Origin of the sequence: Phyllobacterium sp. YR620 (assembly GCF_900104165.1) — a bacterium.
GTDB classification, from domain to species: domain Bacteria; phylum Pseudomonadota; class Alphaproteobacteria; order Rhizobiales; family Rhizobiaceae; genus Phyllobacterium; species Phyllobacterium pellucidum.
Map to the genome: position 1 here is coordinate 99,056 of NZ_FNJP01000003.1, position 20,113 is coordinate 119,168.

Below are 20,113 nucleotides of genomic sequence, written 5' to 3' on the forward strand. Positions count from 1 at the left end.
AAACAAGACGAGACAGCATTTTCTAATGTGACATCGCTCCAAGATTATTTTTGGGACAGGCTGCGTTTGTTGAGCGGAGATCCATTCTTGACGCCCCGCATTGGGTCGGACTAACCTCAATCTGCTGCTGTAGGGCGCGTCGGCTCAATGGTCGGAGGGGCATCGCCCGCCTACGATAACGTCAACGTAGCGCGCCGACGCTGGCGATCAGGTCATTGTCATTGTTGCAACCGGCGAGATGTATAAGGTGGAGGACCGAGGTGGCCGTCAAGCGCCCGAGAATCAGCGTACGGCGCGCTTCAATCCGTGCTGGATCAACCGGTGGATCAGTTCCGGATAGGGTATTCCGGTCGCGCCAAGTACCTTGGGATACATGCTGATATTGGTAAATCCCGGTATCGTATTGACTTCGTTGATCACGGCGCTGCCATCGGCGCGAAGGAAGAAATCAACGCGCGCCATGCCCTCGCATCCAAGCGCACGAAAAGCTTGTTCTGCCATATCCTGTAGAGCCTGGGCCTCGTCGGGGCTGATGCGGGCAGGCACGGTAAGGTCCGCTCCATCCGCATCGAGGTATTTTGCTTCGTAGGTATAGAAGTCGTGCGTGTTGGACGGAGCAATTTCGCCCGGCACCGAAACAATCAAGGTGCCATCTGCCGCTTCGAGCACGCCGAGTTCGATCTCCCGGCCTTCAATGAACTCTTCGATGAGGACATGGTCGTCGAATTGCAATGCCGATCCAACCGCCACATGCAGCTCCTCGGCTGTCCTCGCCTTGCTGACGCCGACCGATGAACCCTGCCGGGCCGGCTTGACGAAGACGGGCCACGAAAGCGTTTGGGAAAAGGCGTCGAGATCAATGTCCGAGGAGCGCTTTACCATGATGCCAGATGCAACGGGCAGGCCGTCATGGGCCAGCAGGCACTTCGCCTGATATTTGTCCATGGCAGCGGCGGATCCAAAAATACCGCTTCCGACATAGGGAATGTTGGCGACTTCCGCCAGGCCCTGCACGGAGCCGTCTTCGCCAAAGGGTCCGTGAAGAACCGGCAGCAGCACGTCTATAGGCGTGATCTCATAGGCCGGGCCGGATATGGGAAGAGCAAGCGCGCGGCCCCGGCCACCCGGAAGCAAAGTAATTTTCGTACCATCGCCCGGTACGGATTGCGGAAAGCCGCCGTCGACGAGCAGCCACTCGCCCTGCCGGGTCACCGCAACGAGAACTGTTTCGTAAACCTCCGGGTCAATCGCCTCGAAGACATTTCTCGCGGACATGACGGAGACATCGTGTTCGGAAGATCTGCCACCAAAGAGAATTGCGACGCGCGTTCTGGACATGGTGGAGTTCTCCCGAAAGATCGGCGATGGGGATTCAAGTGGAGCGCCTGGCGCGCCGGCTCAGTCACCAGTGACGAAGAAGCGCCAGCGTCCCTTCGGCGTGATGCCAAGGCGGTAGAAGACATAAGTGCCGAATTGCTTCATCTCGTCATAATCGCCCGCGGTGACGATCTGAAAGAGTTCGACCTTCTGCTTGGCGTCGAGCTTGTCGAGCGGATAGGCGAAAAAGTAGGGCCAGACATAAAGCTCGTCCGGCGTGCCGGCATCGAGGTGGACGTAACCGGATTCAAGCACATCGACGAGGATTGCAAGAATTTCCATGCCTTCAGGATCGCCCGCCAACGACTTCAGATAGGCAAGGGGATCGCCCTCGATCTCGGTGAGCGAGAGCATGGTGACGTCGTCGCCGGAGCCGATCAAAGGACGCAGCGCCTCGATATTGCCGGACTTGGCCGCCGTCAGGATGAGTTCGTGCATCTTGCGCACCGGAAACGGCAGCTTGCTGAGATCGTATTCGACCTGCGCGGCCGCCGCGCCTTCCTTGGCATTCGGCATGGCGATGCTGCTGTCGGGGACGACGGCGCCGTCATTGGCGGCGGGTGTGTCCGCATCCCCGTCGCTCGGGGCCGCCGGTTGGTCGGTCGCAGCGGGCGGCGTCTCGCCTGCCGGCTTCTGCGTTGCGTCGGGCTTGGCAGGCTCTGCAGGCTTAGGAAGCTCTTCCTTCTTCAGTTCGCTCAAGGCAAGCTGGACGGGTTTGCCGCTGGCGGCCGCAGCAGGAAGGCTGAACGCACAGGACGCGGCCACGATGACAATTGCGCGGGCAATCGCGGGCGCGGAAAAGTGCTTCTCAAGCATGCTGGATCACCCGGGCGTTACTGGAGAACGCGATTCGTTGAAAATTCACCTGCAGAAATACGTTCACGCAACACTTCAAGCAACGCAAGAGCGGAGGCTTCGCCATTGTCGCGGATCAGTTCGATCAGCGCGGTTGCGAATGCTGCCTCGGCCATAATTTCAGGTTCGATACCCTCGAGCGTGCCATCTGCCCAGACTTCATTCTGATATTCGATCGCAACCAGTTTTTTTTCTTCTGCAACCAACCTATCGAGGTCCGTCGATGTCATGTTCATGTCATACCGTCCTTGGCCGAAGCCAATTCTTAAACTACCGCTAAACTCTATCATATGTTTTGTTTAAAATGCGGCCCATTGGCTTCAACAGTTAAAGCACAGTTAATTTCCATAGCCCGATACGATCTCGGATGAAAGCCTCATTCCTTCGGCCTGGTAGCGGTCAATCGCCGCAATCGCCTGGCTGGTGCAGGTAGAGTAAGTCTCGTTGAACGTGCGGTAGCCGCGGTTGAAGCTGGCGATGAGACGCGCCCGCCGTGCCGGGTCGGGGTTTTCCGCCAGAAGCAGCGTATCCATGCGATCGCGCCACTGGCTGCTCTTCTCGCCACACAGATTGCGCAGCGAATGGATCGATCCCATTACCTCGGCGAGGCGCAGCAGCTTGGCCTCGTAGAGCGGATCGACAGCATATGCCGGGACAGCGCTGGCGAGTGTCGCAAGAAACGCTGTGATCAATGCTGCTCGCCGCACGAAATTCCCCAAGCCTGTTCGCCCTTCGCGACATGTTGCCCGAAAGCAAGGCGCCTTCAAGGCGTTGATCGGCGATACCCTCAACTTTCGAAGGAACGCGCCAGGAAGTGCACGACCTCGAGTACGCTTTCGGTCACGTCAAATGCGGCCATTTCGTCGGCGCGCAGCCAATGCACGGCCGCAGCATCGTCGGCGGCGACGGCGTCTCCCGTTGCGTCATGCGCGAGGAATACAGCGAGGCGGAACGCCTTGGGCGACGGAAACTCAGGTGTCGAATAATCGAAGGTATAAGTGGTCAGATAAGTGACCTCTTGCGCGATGATGCCGGTCTCTTCGAAGAGCTCGCGCATTGCAGCTGCCTGCGGCGTCTCGCCGTCCTCGCGCCTTCCACCGGGAAAGGCGAGCCAGCCTTTCGAGGGCTCGCGGCCGCGCTCGACAAGCAGGAATGCCTTGTCGCGGATACAGACCGCGGAAACGCCATCGACGGTTGCGGAGAGGGGAATTTGATCCATATCTCAGGGGTAAGCGGCATCAACGCATTTGACAAGGTCGCCTTGACGGGCAACCGCAAATCGGGAAGATCGCCGCGGTCACTAAGGGCTCGTTATAAATGTGCGGACGTTTTTCCCTCCTCGGAACACCGGAAGAGATCGAAGCCTGGTTCGATCTTATGGAGCTTGAGGATTTCCCGCCCCGCTACAATATTGCGCCGACCCAACCGATCCTCATGGTCGTCAGCGGGGAAACGCCGCCGCCCGGCAGCAACCGGCCCAACCGGCGTGCGCTCCTTGTACGATGGGGGTTCATTCCGGGATGGGTCAAGGACACGGCAAATTATCCGCTGATGATCAACGCCCGCGCCGAGACTGCGATCGACAAGGCATCGTTCAAGGCGGCGATGCGCCATCGCCGCGCGCTGATCCCGGCCTCGGGCTTCTATGAGTGGCGCCGCAACGGCGACCGGAAGGCGCAGGCCTATTGGGTGCGCCCGCGCGATGGCGGCGTTGTCGCCTTTGCCGGACTTTACGAGCCCTGGGCGAATGCCGAGGGGTCGGAGATGGATACCGGCGCGGTGCTCACCACGGAGGCGAGCGATAACCTGCGTTTCATCCACGACCGCATGCCCGTCGTCATCGAGCAGAAGGATTTCTCGCGCTGGCTCGATTGCAAGTCGCAGGAGCCGCGCCATGTCGCCGACCTCCTGAAACCGGCACGCGAGGACCTTTTCGAGGCGATACCGGTCTCCGACAAGGTCAACAAGTTCGAAAACACCGGACCGGAAATCCAGGAGCGGGTCGAAGAGACACCGCCCGAGGAACGCAAGAAACCGCAGCGTTCAAAGCCGCCGCAATCCGACGCACAGATGAAACTTTTCTAGGCCTCACGCGCCAACTTCAGGACACAGACGATATGCTTTCAGCCGCTCTTTCCGGTTTTCTCCTTGGCGCGTCGCTCATAATCGCGATCGGCGCGCAAAACGCCTATATCCTGCGGCAGGGCCTGCTGCGCGAACATGTCTTCATCCTGAGCTTCATTTGCGCGCTGTCGGACGCCTTGCTGATCGCGGCTGGCGTTGCCGGCCTCGGCACGCTGATCGCACAGTCTCCGAAACTGATTTCCTTCGTGACGCTGGGCGGAGCGGTGTTTCTCTTCTGGTACGCATCGGTCGCCTTTCGGCGTGCGTTTCATCCGGAAGGCTTGCGGGCGGCGGGTTCTGGCGGAAGCTCGCTCAAGGCAGCCGTCGGCACCGTGCTCGCGCTGACATTCCTCAATCCGCACGTCTATCTCGATACAGTCGTTCTATTGGGCGGGCTCTCGGCTCGCTTCGAGGGCGTCAACCGCGCGGCCTATGGCGTCGGCGCGGCGCTCGCTTCGTTCATCTGGTTCTTCAGCCTCGGCTATGGGGCGAGGCTGCTGCAACCGGTCTTCGCCAAGCCTGCGGCCTGGCGCGTCCTTGATATCCTGATCGGCCTTGTCATGGCCGGCATTGCAACGAGCCTGTTAGTCCGTTTCCTGCACAATTGAGGCAAGCTTCAGCTGCGGACGCTTGCGCACGGTGCTCAGCACCGCGGCAAGGATCGCGGCGGGGCCGATGGCATTATATTTGGCAACGAGATTCTCGGCGCGGACGCTTTCGCGCGGCTTTGCCGTCTGCTGGATGGTGTTCATGGGCTGGTCCTATCCCCTTTTTCGGATAAGTCAGGATTCCCGGTCAAATGAGCCGGAAAAAAGGCACTTTCCGGGAGGATTTTGGGCTATTCGGTTAAGATGGATTAACCACGAGGAAGCAGGCAAAAATGCAACACCCGCGTTTCGCGGCGATACGCTTGACGATCGGCGCGCAGTCGATCATAAATGCGGCCATGAAAACGTTGCCCGTAACCATCATTATTACCTGTCGGATCATTATCAGCTAGCACTGCGCTGGCCCGGCCGTTTTCGTCTCAAAATTCAGCAAAAGATGTGAAACGCACCGGTCGCCAGACCAGTGGAATGATATGCGTTTGATGTTGAAACCCGAGATTTGAGCAGACCGCCATGCCGCAGCAACTGAGCCTCTACAACACGCTCACCCGCACGAAGGAAGTGTTCGTGCCGATCGATCCGAACAATGTGCGCATGTATGTCTGCGGACCCACTGTCTATGACTATGCCCACATCGGCAACGCCCGACCGGTGATCGTCTTCGACGTTTTGTTTCGCTTGCTGCGCCACGTCTACGGCGAAAACCACGTTACCTATGTGCGCAATATCACCGACGTCGACGACAAGATCAATGCGCGTGCCGCCCGTGACTTTCCGGCGCTTCCGCTCAATGAGGCGATCCGCAAGGTGACGGAGACGACGAACCGCCAGTTCCAGGCTGATGTGGCGGCGCTTGGCAACCTGCAGCCAACGGCCCAGCCGCGGGCGACGGAATACATCGCGGAAATGGTGGCAATGATCGACCGTCTCGTCGAGCGCGGCATCGCCTATGTCGCCGATGGCCATGTCCTGTTCTCACCGGCGGCGATGAACGCCGCCAGGGGGCCGCGCTACGGCATGCTTGCGCGCCGCTCCGCCGACGATATGCTCGCCGGTGCCCGCGTCGATGTCGCCTCCTACAAGCGCGACGAGATGGATTTCGTCCTGTGGAAACCGTCAAGGGAGGGTGAGCCAGGCTGGCCCTCACCGGCTGGGATCGAAGGCCTTGGCCGTCCCGGCTGGCATATCGAATGCTCGGCCATGTCCATGGCGAAACTGCTCGAGCCGTTTGGCGGCGGGCTGCAGTGCGACGATCCGCAGAAGAACATTTTCGACATCCATGCCGGCGGCATCGACCTCGTTTTCCCGCACCACGAGAACGAGATCGCACAGTCGTGCTGCGCGCTCGGCATCGACCGCATGGCCAATGTGTGGATGCATAACGGCTTCCTGCAGGTCGAGGGCCAGAAGATGGCAAAGAGCCTCGGCAACTTCGTGACGATCAACGAGCTTCTCGCAACCGAAACGTTCGGCGGGCGCAAGTGGCCGGGCAACGTGCTGCGCCTCGCCATGCTGATGACCAACTACCGCGAGCCGATCGATTTCAGCGTCAGCCGGCTCGAGGAGGCGGAGAACATTCTTGCCAAGGCGCGCGAATATGTAGGCAATGCCGAACCCGGTGCGATCCCCGACGAGGTGATTGCCCTGCTTGCGGATGATCTCGCCACGCCGAGCGTGATCAACTGGCTGTCTTCGGCGCGGCGCTCGCGCGCGGTCGAGCCTGGCGACTACCGGACAGCGTTCGCGCTTCTCGGCTTCGACTTGCAGGCCGAGACGGTGTCGTCAGAGCTTGCGGACGAAATCGAGTCGAAGATCGCCGACCGGCTCGCTCTGCTTGCTGCAAAGAGCTTCGCCGAGGCCGATCGCATCCGCGCCGAACTGCTGGACCAGGGCATACAGCTCAAGGACGGCAAGGATCCTGAAACGGGCGAGCGGGTTACGACCTGGGAGGTGAGGCGGTGATGGATGCGCGTGGATCGCACCCCCCTCTGTCCTGCCGGACATCTCCCCCACAAGGGGGGAGACCAGCCTTTACAGAGGTTGAGGTCAATCTCCGGGGTTTGCATTTGAGCGACACGTTCGATGAGCACCCCCCTCTGTCCTGCCGGACATCTCCCCCACAAGGGGGGAGACCAGCCTTTACAGAGGTTGAGGCCAATCTCCGGGGTTTGCATTTGAGCGACACGTTCGATGACAATTCAGTCTCCCCCCTTGTGGGGGAGATGTCCGGCAGGACAGAGGGGGGTGACTAACCATGCCATCCCACACGCCAATTCCGGTGAAAATCCGCCAATATGCGAAGTCCATGCGGCGGGCGCAAACCGAGCCGGAATTGAAACTTTGGAATTGCCTCCGTGCTCACCGACTGATGGGCTTGTCGTTCAAGCGGCAGGTTCCAATCGGCGGTTACATCGTTGATTTCGCCTGTGCTGCGGCTCGCATCGTTGTTGAACTCGACGGGTCTCAACACGGTGAAGATCACAGTCAGCAGTATGACGGCGCAAGGACCGAACGCCTGAACCGCGACGGGTGGACGGTTTTGCGGTTCTGGAATGACGATGTGCTTCAAGATATCGATGGCGTCTGTCAGCATATCGTGAGCACCGTTTCCGCAGGGAGCCCCGCCCATGAGCCTTGACAACAAGCCCATATACACCGGCGGGTGCCAGTGCGGAGCGGTTCGGTTTCGCGTCGAGGGCAAGGTGGACGACACCTCCATCTGCCATTGCCGCATGTGCCAGAAGGCGTTCGGCAATTTCTATGCGCCGCTTGCATCGGTGCGCGGCGCCCATTTCCAGTGGACGCGCGGCGAACCCAAGCGCTACCAGTCGTCCAATCACGTCAAGCGCGGTTTTTGTGCCGAGTGCGGCACGCCGCTGACCTATGAGGCGCCCGATGGCCTCGCGCTGGCGATCGGTGCTTTCGATCATCCGGAGGAACTTGCGCCTGTTCTGCAATGGGGTCTTGAGGGCAAGTTGCCCTATGTCGACGATCTCGGCGCGCTGCCGGGTTATACGTCGGATGGCGATCCTGAATCGGCTGAATTTCTTAAAACAATGATATCCTATCAGCATCCCGACCATGACACGGATCAATGGCCGCAGGCCGGGGACGGGGAAACGAGCAAGTGACCAAGGAACGCATCTACCTCTTCGACACCACTTTGCGCGACGGCCAGCAGACGCCAGGCATCGATTTTTCGGTCGAGGACAAGAAGGTCATCGCCGCCTTGCTCGATGATTTCGGCTTCGATTACGTCGAAGGCGGCTATCCCGGCGCCAATCCCACCGACACGGCGTTCTTCAGCGAGACGCGAACAAAGCGCGCCAAGTTCGCGGCTTTCGGCATGACCAAGCGGGCAGGGGTCTCCACCTCCAACGATCCCGGCGTCACGGCGCTGATCCGTTCCGCCGCCGACACGGTCTGCTTCGTCGGCAAGAGCTGGGACTATCACGTGCGCGTGGCGCTCGGCTGCACCAATGAGGAAAACCTTGAAAGCATTGCCGCCTCGGTCACGGCCGCTGTAGAAGCCGGCAAGGAAGCCATTGTCGATTGCGAGCACTTCTTTGACGGCTACAAGGCCAACCCGGCCTATGCGCTCGCTTGCGCGCAAACCGCCTATGAGGCCGGCGCGCGCTGGGTCGTTCTGTGCGATACCAATGGCGGTACGCAGCCGGCGGAAGTGGCGACGATCGTACGCGAAGTGGCGAAGTCGATCCCCGGCGATCATCTCGGCATTCATGCCCATAACGACACCGAGCAGGCGGTCGCCAACTCGCTGGCTGCGATCGATGCCGGCGTGCGCCACGTGCAAGGCACGCTCAACGGTATCGGCGAGCGTTGCGGCAATGCCAATCTGGTCACGATCATCCCGACGCTAATGCTGAAGCCTGCCTGGGCGGACCGCTTCGAGACCGGCATCAGCATGGAGAAGCTGCAGGGGCTGTCGCGGCTCTCGCGCAGCTTCGACGAATTGCTTAACCGTGCGCCCAACCCGCAGGGCGCATTCGTCGGGACGTCGGCTTTCGCGACCAAGGCCGGCATCCACGCTTCGGCCCTGATCAAGGAGCCGGCGACTTACGAACATGTCCCGCCGGAGACCGTCGGCAACCGCCGCAAGGTGATGGTCTCCGACCAGGGCGGCAAGTCCAACTTCATCAATGAGTTGGAGCGCCGCGGCATCAGCGTGGCAAAGTCCGATCCTCGGCTCGACACGCTCATTGCCCTCGTCAAGGAACATGAGGCGGAAGGCTATGCCTATGAGGGCGCCGATGCGAGCTTCGAACTCTTGGCCCGGCGCACGCTCGGCACGGTCCCGGAATTCTTCAAGGTCGACTCGTTTCGATGCATGGTCGAACGCCGCTTCGATGCCAACGGCAATATAAAGACGGTCTCGGAAGCGGTGGTGAAGGTCGACATCGACGGGGAGACCCGCATGTCCGTCGCCGAGGGCCATGGTCCGGTCAATGCACTCGATCTTGCGCTACGCAAGGATATGGGCCGTTACCAGAATGAGATCGATGATCTGGTGCTCGCCGATTTCAAGGTTCGTATCCTCAATGGCGGCACGGAAGCGATCACGCGCGTTCTGATCGAGTCGACGGATTCGAGCAATGCGCGCTGGTGGACGGTAGGTGTATCCGACAACATCATCGACGCCTCGTTTCAGGCGCTGATGGATTCCATAGTCTACAAGCTGATGAAAAACCGCGATCTCGCTGGCAAGATCGCCGCGGAATAGCTGGAATTCGCTCATAATTTGTTCGAATTGCCGTAAAAAACATCAACTGTCTTGATGTATCGATCAGCCGAATTCAATGGACGCGCCGGGAAGCGAGGACTAGGAGTCGGCGCATCATGACTGAACAGATAGCTTCCAATCGCGCCGTGACCGCTGGCCTTGTCACAACCGAAGGTCCAGGCGGCATGTCCGACGGGAAGAAGGGTTTCATCTTTGCGCTCTCAGCCTATCTGCTCTGGGGCGTCCTTCCGTTCTACCTGAAGTCGGTTGCCCATATGCCGGCGCTGGAAGTGGTGGCGCATCGCATCATCTGGTCGGTACCCATCGCCGCCCTGCTGCTGTGGTGGCTCGGATTGTTCGGCGATCTGAAGGTCGCGCTGACGACGCCCCGAATGCTTTTCATGGCGATGCTGACGGCCTCGCTCATCACGCTCAACTGGGGAACCTATGTTTGGGCGATCGGCAGCGGGCATGCCATCGACACCGCACTCGGCTACTACATCAACCCGCTTGTGAATGTCGTGCTCGGCGGCATTTTCCTTGGCGAGCGCCTGTCGAAGCCGCAGGCCGTGGCAGTCGGGCTCGCCGCCTGCGCGGTGCTTCTTTTGACGGTCTATTCCGGCGGCTTGCCCTGGATCTCGCTGGTGCTAGCCTTCAGCTTTGGCTTTTACGGCTTCTTCCGCAAGACGTTGCCGATCGGCCCAACGCAGGGTTTTATGCTTGAAGTCCTGCTTTTGTCGGTGCCTTCGCTCGCCTTCATCGCCTGGACCGTCTCGCAGGGCACCAGCCACTTCTTCAATGGCAGCGCCCACGACGTCGGCCTTCTGCTCTTCGCCGGTCCGGCAACGGCGGTGCCGCTCATCCTTTATGCATTCGGCGCCAAGCTGCTGCGCTATACGACGATCGGACTGATGCAGTACATCGCACCGACGATCGTCTTCCTCAGCGCCATCTTCGTCTTCGGCGAGCCTTTCTCGCATATCCAGTTCCTCGCCTTTGCGCTGATCTGGACGGCGCTTGCCATCTATACGTGGTCGATGTTGCAGCAAGCCCGCAAGGTGAAGGCGGCTTAACACCTGTTCCCGCCGATCCTGCGCACAATCAGATAAACCGCCGCGGAAATCGCGAGCGCGATGAAAGCGATGATCCAAAAACCGTGCGCGCTTTCTGCAAGCGGTAGCCCACCGGTATTCATCCCGAAAAGCCCGCTGATGACCGTGCTCGGCAAAAGAACAGCGGTCATCACCGACAAAACGTACAGGAACTGGTTCGACTGGTCGGTGAGCTTGGCCATCAGTTCGTCCTGCAGCAACCGCGCGCGCTGCTGCAACTGGTCGCCCTCCGCATGCAGGGTTTCGGCTCGCCGCGACAGGGCCTCGATGAGATCGTCCAACTCCTCAGGCAGGGCCCTGCGGTCGGCATGGTCTATATGTCGAAACAGGCTGATCGCCGCTGTCAGGTAGCGGTGGAAGACCACGATCTGCCGCCGCACCGGCACCAGGCGCTCCCGTTCGCCCTGCCAGTTCTCGCCGACAATGTGATCCTCGATCGAATCGAGCGTTTCCGAAAGCTTGGCAATTTCCGCCTTGAGCAGTTCAAGGAAACGCCGGAAAACAGCATTGAACAGGGTGAGCGGCGAGGGAAGCCGGATTTTGCCCCGACCTATCGCCTGGCGTATGTCGTCGACCGACTGCAGCGGATGGCGCCGCGCGCTGATGAAGACCCCATCATTGAAGGCGAAGCGGAAATAGCCGAGTTCGCGCGGATCGCCATAGTGCTCATGCTGGAGATCGGGCAATTCGCCGTATAGCCAGCCATCGTCGAAATTGATCTGGCATTGGTCGCCGGAGGCAAGCAGAACCTCGCGTACCGCTTCGGGCAGGGTGGCGTCGGTTTCGAGGCTGCGTCGTGCTCTTGCATCGGCCAGCGCATAGCTTTTCCAGGTCCATACGGCAGGATTGGAGGCGCCAGGATGCAGGATAAGCGCGCCATCCGCACCGAATGCGTGGCTTATGACAAAGTCATCGCTGGCAAGTTGTTTGCTGTTGGGATCCAAGGCCTTCGTGTCCACCTATCGATCCCTTTTCCGTAGCTACATCCGTTCGATGATCGACCCATCGCCTTCCCGGTCGCCTCGCGCAGCGGCGTTGAGGATCGCCGGCACGATCTCATCCGGGTTTTCTACCACAAGCGGATTGACCAAATGTGACGTATGCACGAACCCTTCGGCCTTCATGTGGTCGATGAGCGCAAGCATCGGATTCCAGAAGCCGTTGACATTGGCAAAGACCATCGGCTTGCGATGCCGCCCGAGTTGGGCCCAGGTCATTATCTCGACGATCTCCTCGACCGTGCCGATGCCCCCGGGCAGCGTAACGAAGGCGTCGGAGCGCTCGAACATCTTGTGTTTGCGCTCGTGCATGTCTTCCGTGACAATCAGCTCGGAAAGCTGGCCAAGCGCGTGTTCGGTGGCTTCCTTGTTCATCAGGAACTTCGGGATGATGCCGGTTACCCGACCGCCCGCGGACATGACGCCGTCCGCAACCGCGCCCATGATGCCTTTCGTGCCGCCGCCATAGACGAGTTCAAGCCCGTGTGCGGCAATCGACTTGCCGAGCAGCCGGCCGCTTTGCTTGTAGATCGGATCGCGGCCCGGCGAGGACCCGCAATAGACACATATGGATCGAATCTTGCTCATGCGACGAGTGGTGCCTCCTGCACCGCCAAACGTCAAGGCGGTAGTAATGCGACAAAAGTTTGCTACCCCAGATTTGTTCTTGATAAGTCTAAAGACTAGTCCTGAATCTAAAGGGTTTTCTTGTAGCAACGGCGAAAAGGCGCTAGACCAAAAAGAGAACAATAGGAATGGGGAACGATGTTCGAGAATAAAATTGCGGTTTTGGGGCTCGGTACTGTCGTTGCCGCTGGGCTCGTCGCCGCTGTCGTGGCGTTGCTGCCAGGTGAGCCGACTTCTGACAAACCCGTAGCGCTTGCGACCAGTCCTGCACAGACACAGCAGCCCGCCGCTGCACCAACACCGGCCCCGCAACAAGAGGCCAAGGTAGAGAGCCCGGCGTCGCTTCCTGCGGCCACTGCGCCCGCTGCCCAGCCGCAAGGCGAAGCGACGATAACTTCGAGCGGACCCACCTTCGACATTCTCCGCGTCGAACCCTCCGGATCGATCGTTGTTGCCGGCAAGGCGGCAAAGAACGCTACAGTCGATCTTTTGTCTGGATCGCAGATCGTCGGCACCGGCAAGGCGACAGATACCGGCGACTTCGTCATCGCCCTCGATACGCCATTGAAACCCGGCGACTATCAGCTTGTGCTGCGCTCGACACTGCCCGATGGCAGCGCGCTGACATCGCTTGAGACCGCCATTGTCTCCATACCCGAAAACAAGTCCGGACAGGTGCTGGCGCTCGTCGAGCAATCTGGCCAACCGAGCCGCATGATCACGACTCCGCAAGCTACGGCACCGGCTGCACCGGCTGAAGCGCAGACGGCAATGGCGACCGCCGCCTCGCCTGCCGGCGACAAGCCCGCCGCGCCCGCCGAGAGGGCTCTCGTTGCCGTCGAGGCTGTCGAGATCGAGGGCAACAAGATTTTCATCGCCGGCACCTCGGAGCCAGGCTCGACAGTCAAGCTCTATGCCAATGACGATCCGCTCGGAACGACGAAGACGGCGCCAAACGGCCGCTTCCTGCTGCAGACGGTGCAGGAGCTTGCTGTCGGCGATTACATTATTCGCGCCGAAATGATGGGCCGGGATGGCATGACCATAATCGCGCGTGCGGCGGTGCCGTTCAAACGCGAGGCAGGTGAGCGCGTCGCAGCCATTGCCGATGCCACGCCCGGCGACAGCGCAACCGGCGCCGTTCCGCAAGGCACGGATCCGGCAGCGCAGAACAGCGAAGCGCCGCTCAAGAATGTCGACGGCTCGGTCATTATTCGCCGGGGCGACAATCTCTGGCGGATTTCCCGCCGCACCTATGGCGCGGGCGTTCGCTACACGACGATCTACCTTGCCAACAAGGAACAGATCCGCAATCCGAACAAGATCTTCCCCGGTCAGGTCTTCACCTTGCCGGATCAGGAAAAATCGGCCGTCGAGTGACATGATTGCGCTATTCCGGCACCTCAAGCCGGAATAGCGTTTTTACTTTTCGGCTTGCTTTGGAAATTTATATCGTTTATCGCCGATGGACGATGAATTGTACCAATCCGTTTGAACGCTCTTTGTCGGACGCGGAAACCGCCCGGATCCTTGCCGCGCTTGCTCATCCGGCGCGCTTGCGCATCGTCCGGCAGCTCGCCTGTCTCGACCGCTCCTGTTGCAAGGATATCGTCGCGCATCTTGACCTTGCGCAGTCGACGGTCTCGCAGCATCTGAAAATTCTCGTCGAAGCCGGCCTTGTCCGCTATCAGCCCTCAGGCCAGAGCTCGCACTACAGTATTAATCCGGATGCATTCGTCACCGTTGCCGCGTTTGTTAGCGACATGGCGAGCCTTTGCTGTTCCGATGAAGGGATGGTTCGGGGCCGTGCCTCGCTGCACCCCGCGATCCACAAGGATTAAAAGTGGCCAACAAGACCGTTTCCGCCGACTCTGGAAAGACACTCCAGACCATACGCAATCTCTGGCCCTACATGTGGCCGATGGAGCGCCCGGACCTGCGCATGCGCGTGATCTGGGCCACGGTCTATCTCGTCATTTCCAAGGTCGTTCTGATCCTTGTTCCGTATTTCTTCAAATGGGCGACCAATGCCTTAAATGGCAAGTTCGAGCCCTCGGACCTCGTGCCGGCGCTGTTCGTTGGCCCGCTTATGCTGGTCGCAGCCTATAATCTGGCGCGTATCGTTCAGGCAGGCCTCAATCAGTTGCGCGACGCGCTGTTTGCCAGCGTCGGCCAGTACGCCGTGCGAAAACTTGCTTATAAGACCTTCGTGCATATGCATGATTTGTCGTTGCGCTTCCACGTCGAACGGCGCACGGGCGGCCTTTCACGCATCATCGAGCGCGGGACCAAGGGCATCGAAACGATTGTCCGGTTCACGATCCTGAACACGGCGCCGACGATCCTCGAATTCCTCATGACGGCCGTGATCTTCGCCGTCACCTATGGTTTCTCCTATGTCGCCGTGGTCGTTGCCACGGTCTGGCTCTATACGTGGTTTACCGTCCGTGCCAGCGATTGGCGCATCGGCATACGCCGCGACATGAACGCTTCCGATACGGACGCCAACTCCAAGGCGATCGACTCGCTGCTCAATTTCGAGACGGTCAAATATTTCGGCAACGAGGCCATGGAGGCCAAGCGCTTCGACGGAGCGATGGCGCGCTATGAAGTGTCGGCGACCCGCATCTGGACCTCGCTCGGCTGGCTCAACTTCGGTCAGGCCGTCATCTTCGGCGTCGGCATGGCGGTGATGATGATCATGTCGGGCAGGGAGGTTCTCGCCGGCACGCAGACGCTGGGTGACTTCGTCTTCATCAATGCCATGCTGATGCAGCTGTCGATCCCGCTCAATTTCATCGGCTTCATCTATCGTGAGGTGCGCCAGGGCCTGACCGACATCGAGCAGATGTTCGATCTTCTGGATGTGGAGCAGGAAGTCCAGGACAGCCCGGACGCGCGGCCGCTTGACATTGAGCGCGGGTCCGTCCGCTTTGACAATGTTCACTTTGCCTATGACCCGAAGCGACCTATCCTGAAGGGCGTCAGTTTCGAGGTGCCAGCCGGCAAGACGATTGCCATTGTCGGGCCTTCCGGTGCGGGCAAGTCGACCCTGTCCCGGCTGCTATTCCGCTTTTACGATATCCAGAGCGGCTCGATCAGCGTTGACGGGCAGGATATTCGCGACGTTACGCAGGAGAGCCTCCGCGCCGCGATCGGCATGGTGCCGCAGGATACGGTGCTGTTCAATGACACCATTGCCTATAATATCCGTTATGGCCGGATCGCCGCGAGCGATGAGGAAATGCGCAACGCCGCTGAACTTGCTCAGATCGGCCCGTTCATCCAGACATTGCCGGACGGCTACGAGTCGATGGTCGGCGAGCGTGGGTTGAAGCTTTCCGGGGGCGAAAAACAGCGTGTCGCCATTGCACGGACAATCCTGAAGGCTCCGCCCATTCTCATCCTCGACGAAGCAACGTCAGCGCTTGATAGCGCCACGGAACATGAAATCCAGTCGGCGCTCGATATTGTCAGCCGCAACCGCACAACCCTGGTCATTGCCCATCGTCTTTCGACTGTCATCGGCGCTGATGAAATCATCGTTCTCAAGGATGGCGTGATTGCCGAGCGTGGCACGCACCTGACGCTGCTTGCCCGCGGCGGCCTCTATGCTTCCATGTGGAATCGCCAGCGCGAAGCCACCGAGGCCGAGGAGCGGCTGCGCCGTGTGCGCGAGGAAGACGACCTTGGCGTGGTCCTGCGCGGCGAGCCGGCAGCATAGCGGTTTCAGTGAACTGGCGAGCGAAGCGTTTGCCCCGGCCTCCAATCTCCGATAAGTAACGCGCGAAACGCATTGGCGCGCCTTGGGTTCGCGTGTGCGTTACCGGGACCAGCAGGAAGCAACGAATGAGCCTTGTCGATACCATCCGCAATACATTTGTGCCGATTCATCGGGAGGGATATCCGTTTATCGCCGGTTTTGCCGGTGCGACGATCATTCTCGGCTATTTCTGGGAGCCGTTGTTCTGGATCGGCTTCGTGCTGACGGCCTGGTGTATCTATTTCTATCGTGACCCGCAGCGCGTGACGCCTATCGACGACAAGCTGGTCATAAGCTCGGCGGATGGAATTGTTTCAGCGGTGGGCCCAGCCGTGCCCCCACGCGAACTCGGCCTCGGCACCGGCGAGATGACGCGCATTTCCGTGTTCATGAACGTTTTCTCTTGTCACATCAATCGCGCACCGGTGCGCGGACGCATCAAGACGATCGTTCACAAGCCGGGCAAGTTTTTGAATGCCGAGCTCGACAAGGCGAGCGCCGAGAACGAGCGCAACAGCCTCCTGATCGAAAGCCCGAATGGCGAGGTCGCCGTGGTGCAGATCGCCGGGCTGGTTGCGCGCCGCATCGTGTGCTGGGCTGACGAGAACAACGCGCTGTCGATCGGCGAGCGTTTCGGGCTCATCCGCTTCGGCTCACGGGTGGATGTCTATCTTCCCCAGGGCTTTACCCCCCGCGTCGCAATTGGCCAGATGGCGGTTGGCGGCGAGACCGTCATCGCCGAATTCGGCGGGGCGGCGAGCGCGCCGCTGGTGCGGATCAGCTGAGGTTGCGGCATGAACGACATCGAATCCGATCCGCTGTTTGACGACAAGCCTCGGGCACACGAACCGCGGGGCAGGCGAATTCCGCTGCGCTATCTCGTCCCGAATGTGATCACTGTGCTCGCCATCTGTGCCGGGCTGACGGGCATAAGGCTCGCCTTCGAGAATCGCTTCGAACTCGCCGTTGCCATGGTGCTGCTTGCCGCCTTTCTCGACGGCATTGACGGACGTATCGCCCGCATGATGAAGGGCTCGAGCAATTTCGGCGCCCAGATGGATTCGCTCGCCGATATCGTCAATTTCGGCGTTGCGCCGGCCCTCGTGCTTTATGCCTATATGCTCGATCAGGCGCGGTCTTTCGGCTGGATCGCGGCGCTGCTCTACTGCATCGCCTGCTGCCTGCGCCTTGCCCGTTTCAACGTCATGCTCGACGCCGTCGGCCAGCCGGCCTGGCAAAAGAACTTCTTTACGGGCGTTCCAGCACCCGCCGGCGCGCTTCTGGTAATGCTGCCGGTCTATCTCGGCTTTCTCGGACTTGCCCCGACGCGGGCTCTCGCCTTCGGGGCGGCCGCCTACACGGTGATTGTCGCCAGCCTGATGATCAGCCGTCTGCCGGTCTATAGCGGCAAGGCGGCGGGTACAAAGCTGCGCTCCGACTGGGTCATGCCGATTTTCCTGTTCATCGTCGTCTACGTTGCGTTCCTGATGAGCTACACATGGCAAACGCTGACACTGACGACGATCGCCTTCTTCATCAGCCTGCCTTTCAGCACACGCGCCTGGAAGCGCTTCGAAGCGGCGGATGCGCTCAGCGCCGCTACCGCTTCTCCAAACAACGACGCCGAAGCCGCATCGTCGTGAGGCTCGGGTTTATGGTCGTTACTCGGGCTTGGGTTTCATGAATTGCTTGCGGAAAAATGCGAGGATTTCCGCGTTGAAATCCTTGTGAAACGCAACGCGGTCGAAATTCGATGCGTCGGCGCAGATTTCGGGTTCGGAGTCGGCAACAAGTTTTGCCAGTTCCGGGCCGCACGGCGGCAGGAACGAAAAGTGCCCTGAATTGGCAACGAAATGAAATTCCGGCTTGCGTGGGAGGTTGGCGGCAATCGTCGCGGCATCCTTGACCGAAAGTCCATCGCCGCCGCGTTCTGATCCCCAGAGCTGCACAGGAATTGTCACGTCTTTCAAACCTGCGCGGGTGAACAGGCTGCCGCCTGCTGGATCGACGACCACAGCAGCCTTTATACGGGGATCGGATGTGAGGGGGCCTATCGCACTGGCGCGGATTTGTTCGCAGAAGCGATTGCCGGGATAGGTAGGGCAATTTGTTAGCAGCAGGTTCCAGTCAGGTCGTCCGCCGAGCAGCGCTAGGCCGGTAAAGCCGCCTCTGGAATATCCGAAGAACCCGATGCGGCCCGCATCAAGCCTCGACGCATCCTGCCAGGAGCCGAGCATTAAGGTTACGAGCCTTGTCGTATCCGCCGGGCGCTGCGTCATTGAAGCGATGTCGCCGGGGTCTCGGGAATCCGAGAGACCGGCATCCCGAGGATGGTTGATAGCGGCGACGACAAAACCTGCATCGGCAAGCTTGTCTGCGAGGACGTGAAAATTGCCGAACCAGCCGCCGACGCCGTGCGAAATGATAATCAGCGGCAACTTTTCGCCCGTCACGGGACAATCTTGGGCGACATTGAGCGTATCGAAGCGAAATTTCACCGCACCTGGTATCTTTGTGCACGGATACCAGACGGCGCCTTGCAATTCTGGTCCGCTTCTATTTGAGGGCACGGTCAGCGTTTGAAACCCTGCTGCATCAGCAAGTTCCGGCGAGCCAAAAATTGCGAGCGCGGGGATGGCCGCACGCATGGCGATTGTCGAAAAGAGTGCGATAAATGAGGCGAGAATATCCAGCATGCTTCCGGGCTCCACATGTTAGAGTTGGTCGAGCCTTGATCGCAGTGTAATTCCCGTATGATAACGACCTCAATTGCGTTTCAGGTCGTCCGCAATCGCGATGGAGGACATATTGCCGGTGCCGAATTCACGGATTGAGTGCAGATGATATTTGTCCCGTTGCCGTATGTCGTTGCCTTGCTGCTTGCTATCCTGCTGATCCAGATGGTGAGGCGAAGCGATGGGAATAAGCCAAACCTGTTCTTTGCGGCCTTGATCGCAGTCTACGCCCTGCAATCACTGGTGATAGGAACGCGCTGGGGATACGACATCGTCGCACTCCTGCCTGTGCAGGCGATACTGGCTGCAATTATCCCGGCTCTTGCATGGCTCAGTTTCGAAGGCTTGCGCGACGGGCGCTCGCCGCGCAATCGGCCGCTGCTTTTATTGCATGCCCTGCCGGCGTTGATGATTTTGGCATTCGTGGCGTTCTGGCCGATGCCGATTTCGCTCGCCCTTATCGTGATATTTCTCGGCTATGGCAGCGCGCTGACATGGCTGGCCTGGCTCGGGCCGAATGCGCTTGGTTCTTCGAGGCTTGACGGTGTCGGAAACGCCTATAGGGCGCTTCAAATCACAGCGTTCGCGATCCTTGGCTCCGGTTTCATCGATGTCATCATCAGCCTTGATTTCGCCGAAACAGGCGGAACCCATTCCGGCGGTATCGTGGCCATAGGCAATGTCCTTGCCCTGCTGATTCTTGGAACCTCGGCGACCGTTGCAGGAACTAGCCAACCCGCATCTGAAGACGATGGAAGCGGCAATGAAATACCGTCTCCGGTGCCGAGCGCGGAGGATGCCCGTATCGCTGCGTCGCTTGACGAATTGATGCAAACGCGGAGCCTGCACCGGGACGTCGATCTTAACCTCAACCGGCTTGCGCGAAAAATGGGCCTCTCCACCCGTCAGGTGTCGGGCGCGGTTAACCGCGTCAAGGCAATGAGCGTCTCGCAATATGTCAATGATTTTCGCGTGAAGGAGGCGTGCCGCCTGCTCGCAAATACGGACGATCCGATAACCCGCATCATTTTCGATGCAGGTTTTTAGACAAAGTCCAACTTCAATCGCGAATTCCTGCGCGTTACCGGCATGAGCCCCAAGGCGTGGCGTGCACTGCAATGGGAACTGAACGCCAGACCGACCAAGCGGATACGACTCGTTGTCTAGCCTCCA

At 59.7% G+C, this 20,113-nt stretch carries 23 protein-coding genes; 14 read left to right on the top strand and 9 right to left on the bottom strand.

The window, feature by feature from the left end:
• Positions 1–282: 282 nt before the first annotated feature.
• From BLR72_RS12235 to BLR72_RS12255, 5 genes are all read right to left on the bottom strand, one after another.
• Positions 283–1,338 carry a D-alanine--D-alanine ligase family protein gene (locus BLR72_RS12235; protein WP_091948907.1) on the bottom strand — a complete coding sequence of 352 codons (1,056 nt, stop codon included), beginning with the start codon at positions 1,336–1,338 and terminating at the stop codon, positions 283–285.
• A gap of 60 nt (positions 1,339–1,398) precedes the next feature.
• Complete coding sequence (locus BLR72_RS12240) at positions 1,399–2,193, bottom strand: hypothetical protein (protein WP_091948909.1); 795 nt, start codon at positions 2,191–2,193, stop codon at positions 1,399–1,401.
• Between the two features lie 17 nt (positions 2,194–2,210).
• Positions 2,211–2,468 carry a hypothetical protein gene (locus tag BLR72_RS12245; RefSeq protein ID WP_027229828.1) on the bottom strand — a complete coding sequence of 86 codons (258 nt, stop codon included), beginning with the start codon at positions 2,466–2,468 and terminating at the stop codon, positions 2,211–2,213.
• 102 nt (positions 2,469–2,570) lie between these two features.
• Positions 2,571–2,921 (bottom strand): TIGR02301 family protein, encoded by a 351-nt coding sequence (locus BLR72_RS12250; protein ID WP_228019501.1) that lies wholly within the window; start codon positions 2,919–2,921, stop codon positions 2,571–2,573.
• Positions 2,922–3,019: 98 nt separating this feature from the next.
• Positions 3,020–3,451: an NUDIX domain-containing protein gene (locus BLR72_RS12255; RefSeq protein ID WP_091948912.1), complete on the bottom strand. Its 432-nt coding sequence runs from the start codon at positions 3,449–3,451 to the stop codon at positions 3,020–3,022.
• Positions 3,452–3,549: 98 nt separating this feature from the next.
• Here BLR72_RS12255 and BLR72_RS12260 point away from each other — a divergent pair, with 98 nt between their 5' ends.
• Together BLR72_RS12260 and BLR72_RS12265 are read left to right on the top strand one after the other, a co-directional pair.
• Positions 3,550–4,317 carry an SOS response-associated peptidase gene (locus BLR72_RS12260; protein WP_091948914.1) on the top strand — a complete coding sequence of 256 codons (768 nt, stop codon included), beginning with the start codon at positions 3,550–3,552 and terminating at the stop codon, positions 4,315–4,317.
• A 32-nt stretch (positions 4,318–4,349) separates the two neighbouring features.
• On the top strand, positions 4,350–4,964 hold the full coding sequence (locus BLR72_RS12265; protein WP_091919092.1) for a LysE/ArgO family amino acid transporter: 615 nt from the start codon (positions 4,350–4,352) through the stop codon (positions 4,962–4,964).
• Here the strand turns inward: BLR72_RS12265 and BLR72_RS22460 are convergent.
• Positions 4,941–5,108 carry a hypothetical protein gene (locus tag BLR72_RS22460; protein ID WP_155810791.1) on the bottom strand — a complete coding sequence of 56 codons (168 nt, stop codon included), beginning with the start codon at positions 5,106–5,108 and terminating at the stop codon, positions 4,941–4,943. The two genes, BLR72_RS12265 and BLR72_RS22460, sit on opposite strands and share 24 nt — an antisense overlap.
• Between BLR72_RS22460 and BLR72_RS22275 the strand changes: the two genes are divergently transcribed.
• From BLR72_RS22275 to rarD, 6 genes are all read left to right on the top strand, one after another.
• On the top strand, positions 5,107–5,406 hold the full coding sequence (locus BLR72_RS22275; protein ID WP_139202528.1) for a hypothetical protein: 300 nt from the start codon (positions 5,107–5,109) through the stop codon (positions 5,404–5,406). The genes BLR72_RS22460 and BLR72_RS22275 overlap by 2 nt on opposite strands.
• Positions 5,407–5,477: 71 nt before the next feature.
• Positions 5,478–6,926: a cysteine--tRNA ligase gene (cysS, locus tag BLR72_RS12270; protein ID WP_091948917.1), complete on the top strand. Its 1,449-nt coding sequence runs from the start codon at positions 5,478–5,480 to the stop codon at positions 6,924–6,926.
• Positions 6,927–7,218: 292 nt separating this feature from the next.
• The gene (locus BLR72_RS12280; protein ID WP_027229822.1) at positions 7,219–7,602 is read left to right on the top strand and encodes an endonuclease domain-containing protein; all 384 of its coding nucleotides are present in this window, start codon (positions 7,219–7,221) and stop codon (positions 7,600–7,602) included.
• Positions 7,592–8,095 carry a GFA family protein gene (locus BLR72_RS12285; RefSeq protein ID WP_091948919.1) on the top strand — a complete coding sequence of 168 codons (504 nt, stop codon included), beginning with the start codon at positions 7,592–7,594 and terminating at the stop codon, positions 8,093–8,095. The genes BLR72_RS12280 and BLR72_RS12285 overlap by 11 nt, the downstream gene beginning before the upstream one ends.
• Entirely contained in the window at positions 8,059–9,705 is a 1,647-nt protein-coding gene (gene cimA / locus BLR72_RS12290; protein ID WP_175492348.1) for a citramalate synthase, read from the top strand. Before BLR72_RS12285 ends, cimA begins: the two co-directional genes overlap by 37 nt.
• A gap of 185 nt (positions 9,706–9,890) precedes the next feature.
• Positions 9,891–10,778, top strand: coding sequence for an EamA family transporter RarD (gene rarD, locus BLR72_RS12295; RefSeq protein WP_091921340.1), 888 nt, complete (start codon positions 9,891–9,893; stop codon positions 10,776–10,778).
• Here the strand turns inward: rarD and BLR72_RS12300 are convergent.
• Together BLR72_RS12300 and BLR72_RS12305 are read right to left on the bottom strand one after the other, a co-directional pair.
• Positions 10,775–11,776, bottom strand: a complete 1,002-nt coding sequence (locus BLR72_RS12300; RefSeq protein ID WP_091948924.1) for a CorA family divalent cation transporter — start codon at positions 11,774–11,776, stop codon at positions 10,775–10,777. The two genes, rarD and BLR72_RS12300, sit on opposite strands and share 4 nt — an antisense overlap.
• 21 nt (positions 11,777–11,797) lie before the next feature.
• The gene (locus BLR72_RS12305; RefSeq protein WP_027229817.1) at positions 11,798–12,403 is read right to left on the bottom strand and encodes an LOG family protein; all 606 of its coding nucleotides are present in this window, start codon (positions 12,401–12,403) and stop codon (positions 11,798–11,800) included.
• A gap of 177 nt (positions 12,404–12,580) precedes the next feature.
• On the opposite strand from BLR72_RS12305, the gene BLR72_RS12310 reads away from it, so the two are divergent.
• From BLR72_RS12310 to pssA, 5 genes are all read left to right on the top strand, one after another.
• Positions 12,581–13,822, top strand: a complete 1,242-nt coding sequence (locus tag BLR72_RS12310) for a LysM peptidoglycan-binding domain-containing protein (protein ID WP_091948927.1) — start codon at positions 12,581–12,583, stop codon at positions 13,820–13,822.
• Between the two features lie 122 nt (positions 13,823–13,944).
• Positions 13,945–14,283, top strand: a complete 339-nt coding sequence (locus BLR72_RS12315; RefSeq protein ID WP_244506689.1) for an ArsR/SmtB family transcription factor — start codon at positions 13,945–13,947, stop codon at positions 14,281–14,283.
• Between the two features lie 71 nt (positions 14,284–14,354).
• Entirely contained in the window at positions 14,355–16,166 is a 1,812-nt protein-coding gene (locus tag BLR72_RS12320; protein WP_244506702.1) for an ABCB family ABC transporter ATP-binding protein/permease, read from the top strand.
• Positions 16,167–16,258: 92 nt separating this feature from the next.
• Entirely contained in the window at positions 16,259–16,990 is a 732-nt protein-coding gene (locus tag BLR72_RS12325; protein ID WP_255695364.1) for a phosphatidylserine decarboxylase, read from the top strand.
• Positions 16,991–16,999: 9 nt separating this feature from the next.
• A complete protein-coding gene (gene pssA, locus BLR72_RS12330; protein ID WP_091948936.1) occupies positions 17,000–17,848 on the top strand; it encodes a CDP-diacylglycerol--serine O-phosphatidyltransferase in 849 nt (282 codons plus the stop codon).
• An 18-nt stretch (positions 17,849–17,866) separates the two neighbouring features.
• Here the strand turns inward: pssA and BLR72_RS12335 are convergent, their stop codons facing one another.
• A complete protein-coding gene (locus BLR72_RS12335; protein ID WP_244506690.1) occupies positions 17,867–18,901 on the bottom strand; it encodes an alpha/beta hydrolase family protein in 1,035 nt (344 codons plus the stop codon).
• 144 nt (positions 18,902–19,045) lie between these two features.
• Here BLR72_RS12335 and BLR72_RS12340 point away from each other — a divergent pair, with 144 nt between their 5' ends.
• On the top strand, positions 19,046–19,987 hold the full coding sequence (locus BLR72_RS12340; protein WP_139202529.1) for a helix-turn-helix domain-containing protein: 942 nt from the start codon (positions 19,046–19,048) through the stop codon (positions 19,985–19,987).
• The last annotated feature ends 126 nt before the right edge of the window (positions 19,988–20,113 follow it).

What these genes read in the sequence shown, in the direction of transcription:
- BLR72_RS12335 (WP_244506690.1), bottom strand. Translation starts at nt 18,901, where the DNA reads ATGCTGGATATTCTCGCCTCATTTATCGCACTCTTTTCGACAATCGCC.
- BLR72_RS12235 (WP_091948907.1), bottom strand. Translation starts at nt 1,338, where the DNA reads ATGTCCAGAACGCGCGTCGCAATTCTCTTTGGTGGCAGATCTTCCGAA.
- BLR72_RS12260 (WP_091948914.1), top strand. Translation starts at nt 3,550, where the DNA reads ATGTGCGGACGTTTTTCCCTCCTCGGAACACCGGAAGAGATCGAAGCC.
- BLR72_RS12280 (WP_027229822.1), top strand. Translation starts at nt 7,219, where the DNA reads ATGCCATCCCACACGCCAATTCCGGTGAAAATCCGCCAATATGCGAAG.
- BLR72_RS22275 (WP_139202528.1), top strand. Translation starts at nt 5,107, where the DNA reads ATGGGCTGGTCCTATCCCCTTTTTCGGATAAGTCAGGATTCCCGGTCA.
- BLR72_RS12265 (WP_091919092.1), top strand. Translation starts at nt 4,350, where the DNA reads ATGCTTTCAGCCGCTCTTTCCGGTTTTCTCCTTGGCGCGTCGCTCATA.
- BLR72_RS12245 (WP_027229828.1), bottom strand. Translation starts at nt 2,468, where the DNA reads ATGAACATGACATCGACGGACCTCGATAGGTTGGTTGCAGAAGAAAAA.
- cimA (WP_175492348.1), top strand. Translation starts at nt 8,059, where the DNA reads ATGGCCGCAGGCCGGGGACGGGGAAACGAGCAAGTGACCAAGGAACGC.
- rarD (WP_091921340.1), top strand. Translation starts at nt 9,891, where the DNA reads ATGTCCGACGGGAAGAAGGGTTTCATCTTTGCGCTCTCAGCCTATCTG.
- cysS (WP_091948917.1), top strand. Translation starts at nt 5,478, where the DNA reads ATGCCGCAGCAACTGAGCCTCTACAACACGCTCACCCGCACGAAGGAA.
- BLR72_RS22460 (WP_155810791.1), bottom strand. Translation starts at nt 5,108, where the DNA reads ATGAACACCATCCAGCAGACGGCAAAGCCGCGCGAAAGCGTCCGCGCC.
- BLR72_RS12240 (WP_091948909.1), bottom strand. Translation starts at nt 2,193, where the DNA reads ATGCTTGAGAAGCACTTTTCCGCGCCCGCGATTGCCCGCGCAATTGTC.
- BLR72_RS12285 (WP_091948919.1), top strand. Translation starts at nt 7,592, where the DNA reads ATGAGCCTTGACAACAAGCCCATATACACCGGCGGGTGCCAGTGCGGA.
- BLR72_RS12305 (WP_027229817.1), bottom strand. Translation starts at nt 12,403, where the DNA reads ATGAGCAAGATTCGATCCATATGTGTCTATTGCGGGTCCTCGCCGGGC.
- BLR72_RS12340 (WP_139202529.1), top strand. Translation starts at nt 19,046, where the DNA reads ATGATATTTGTCCCGTTGCCGTATGTCGTTGCCTTGCTGCTTGCTATC.
- BLR72_RS12310 (WP_091948927.1), top strand. Translation starts at nt 12,581, where the DNA reads ATGTTCGAGAATAAAATTGCGGTTTTGGGGCTCGGTACTGTCGTTGCC.
- BLR72_RS12255 (WP_091948912.1), bottom strand. Translation starts at nt 3,451, where the DNA reads ATGGATCAAATTCCCCTCTCCGCAACCGTCGATGGCGTTTCCGCGGTC.
- pssA (WP_091948936.1), top strand. Translation starts at nt 17,000, where the DNA reads ATGAACGACATCGAATCCGATCCGCTGTTTGACGACAAGCCTCGGGCA.
- BLR72_RS12320 (WP_244506702.1), top strand. Translation starts at nt 14,355, where the DNA reads ATGTGGCCGATGGAGCGCCCGGACCTGCGCATGCGCGTGATCTGGGCC.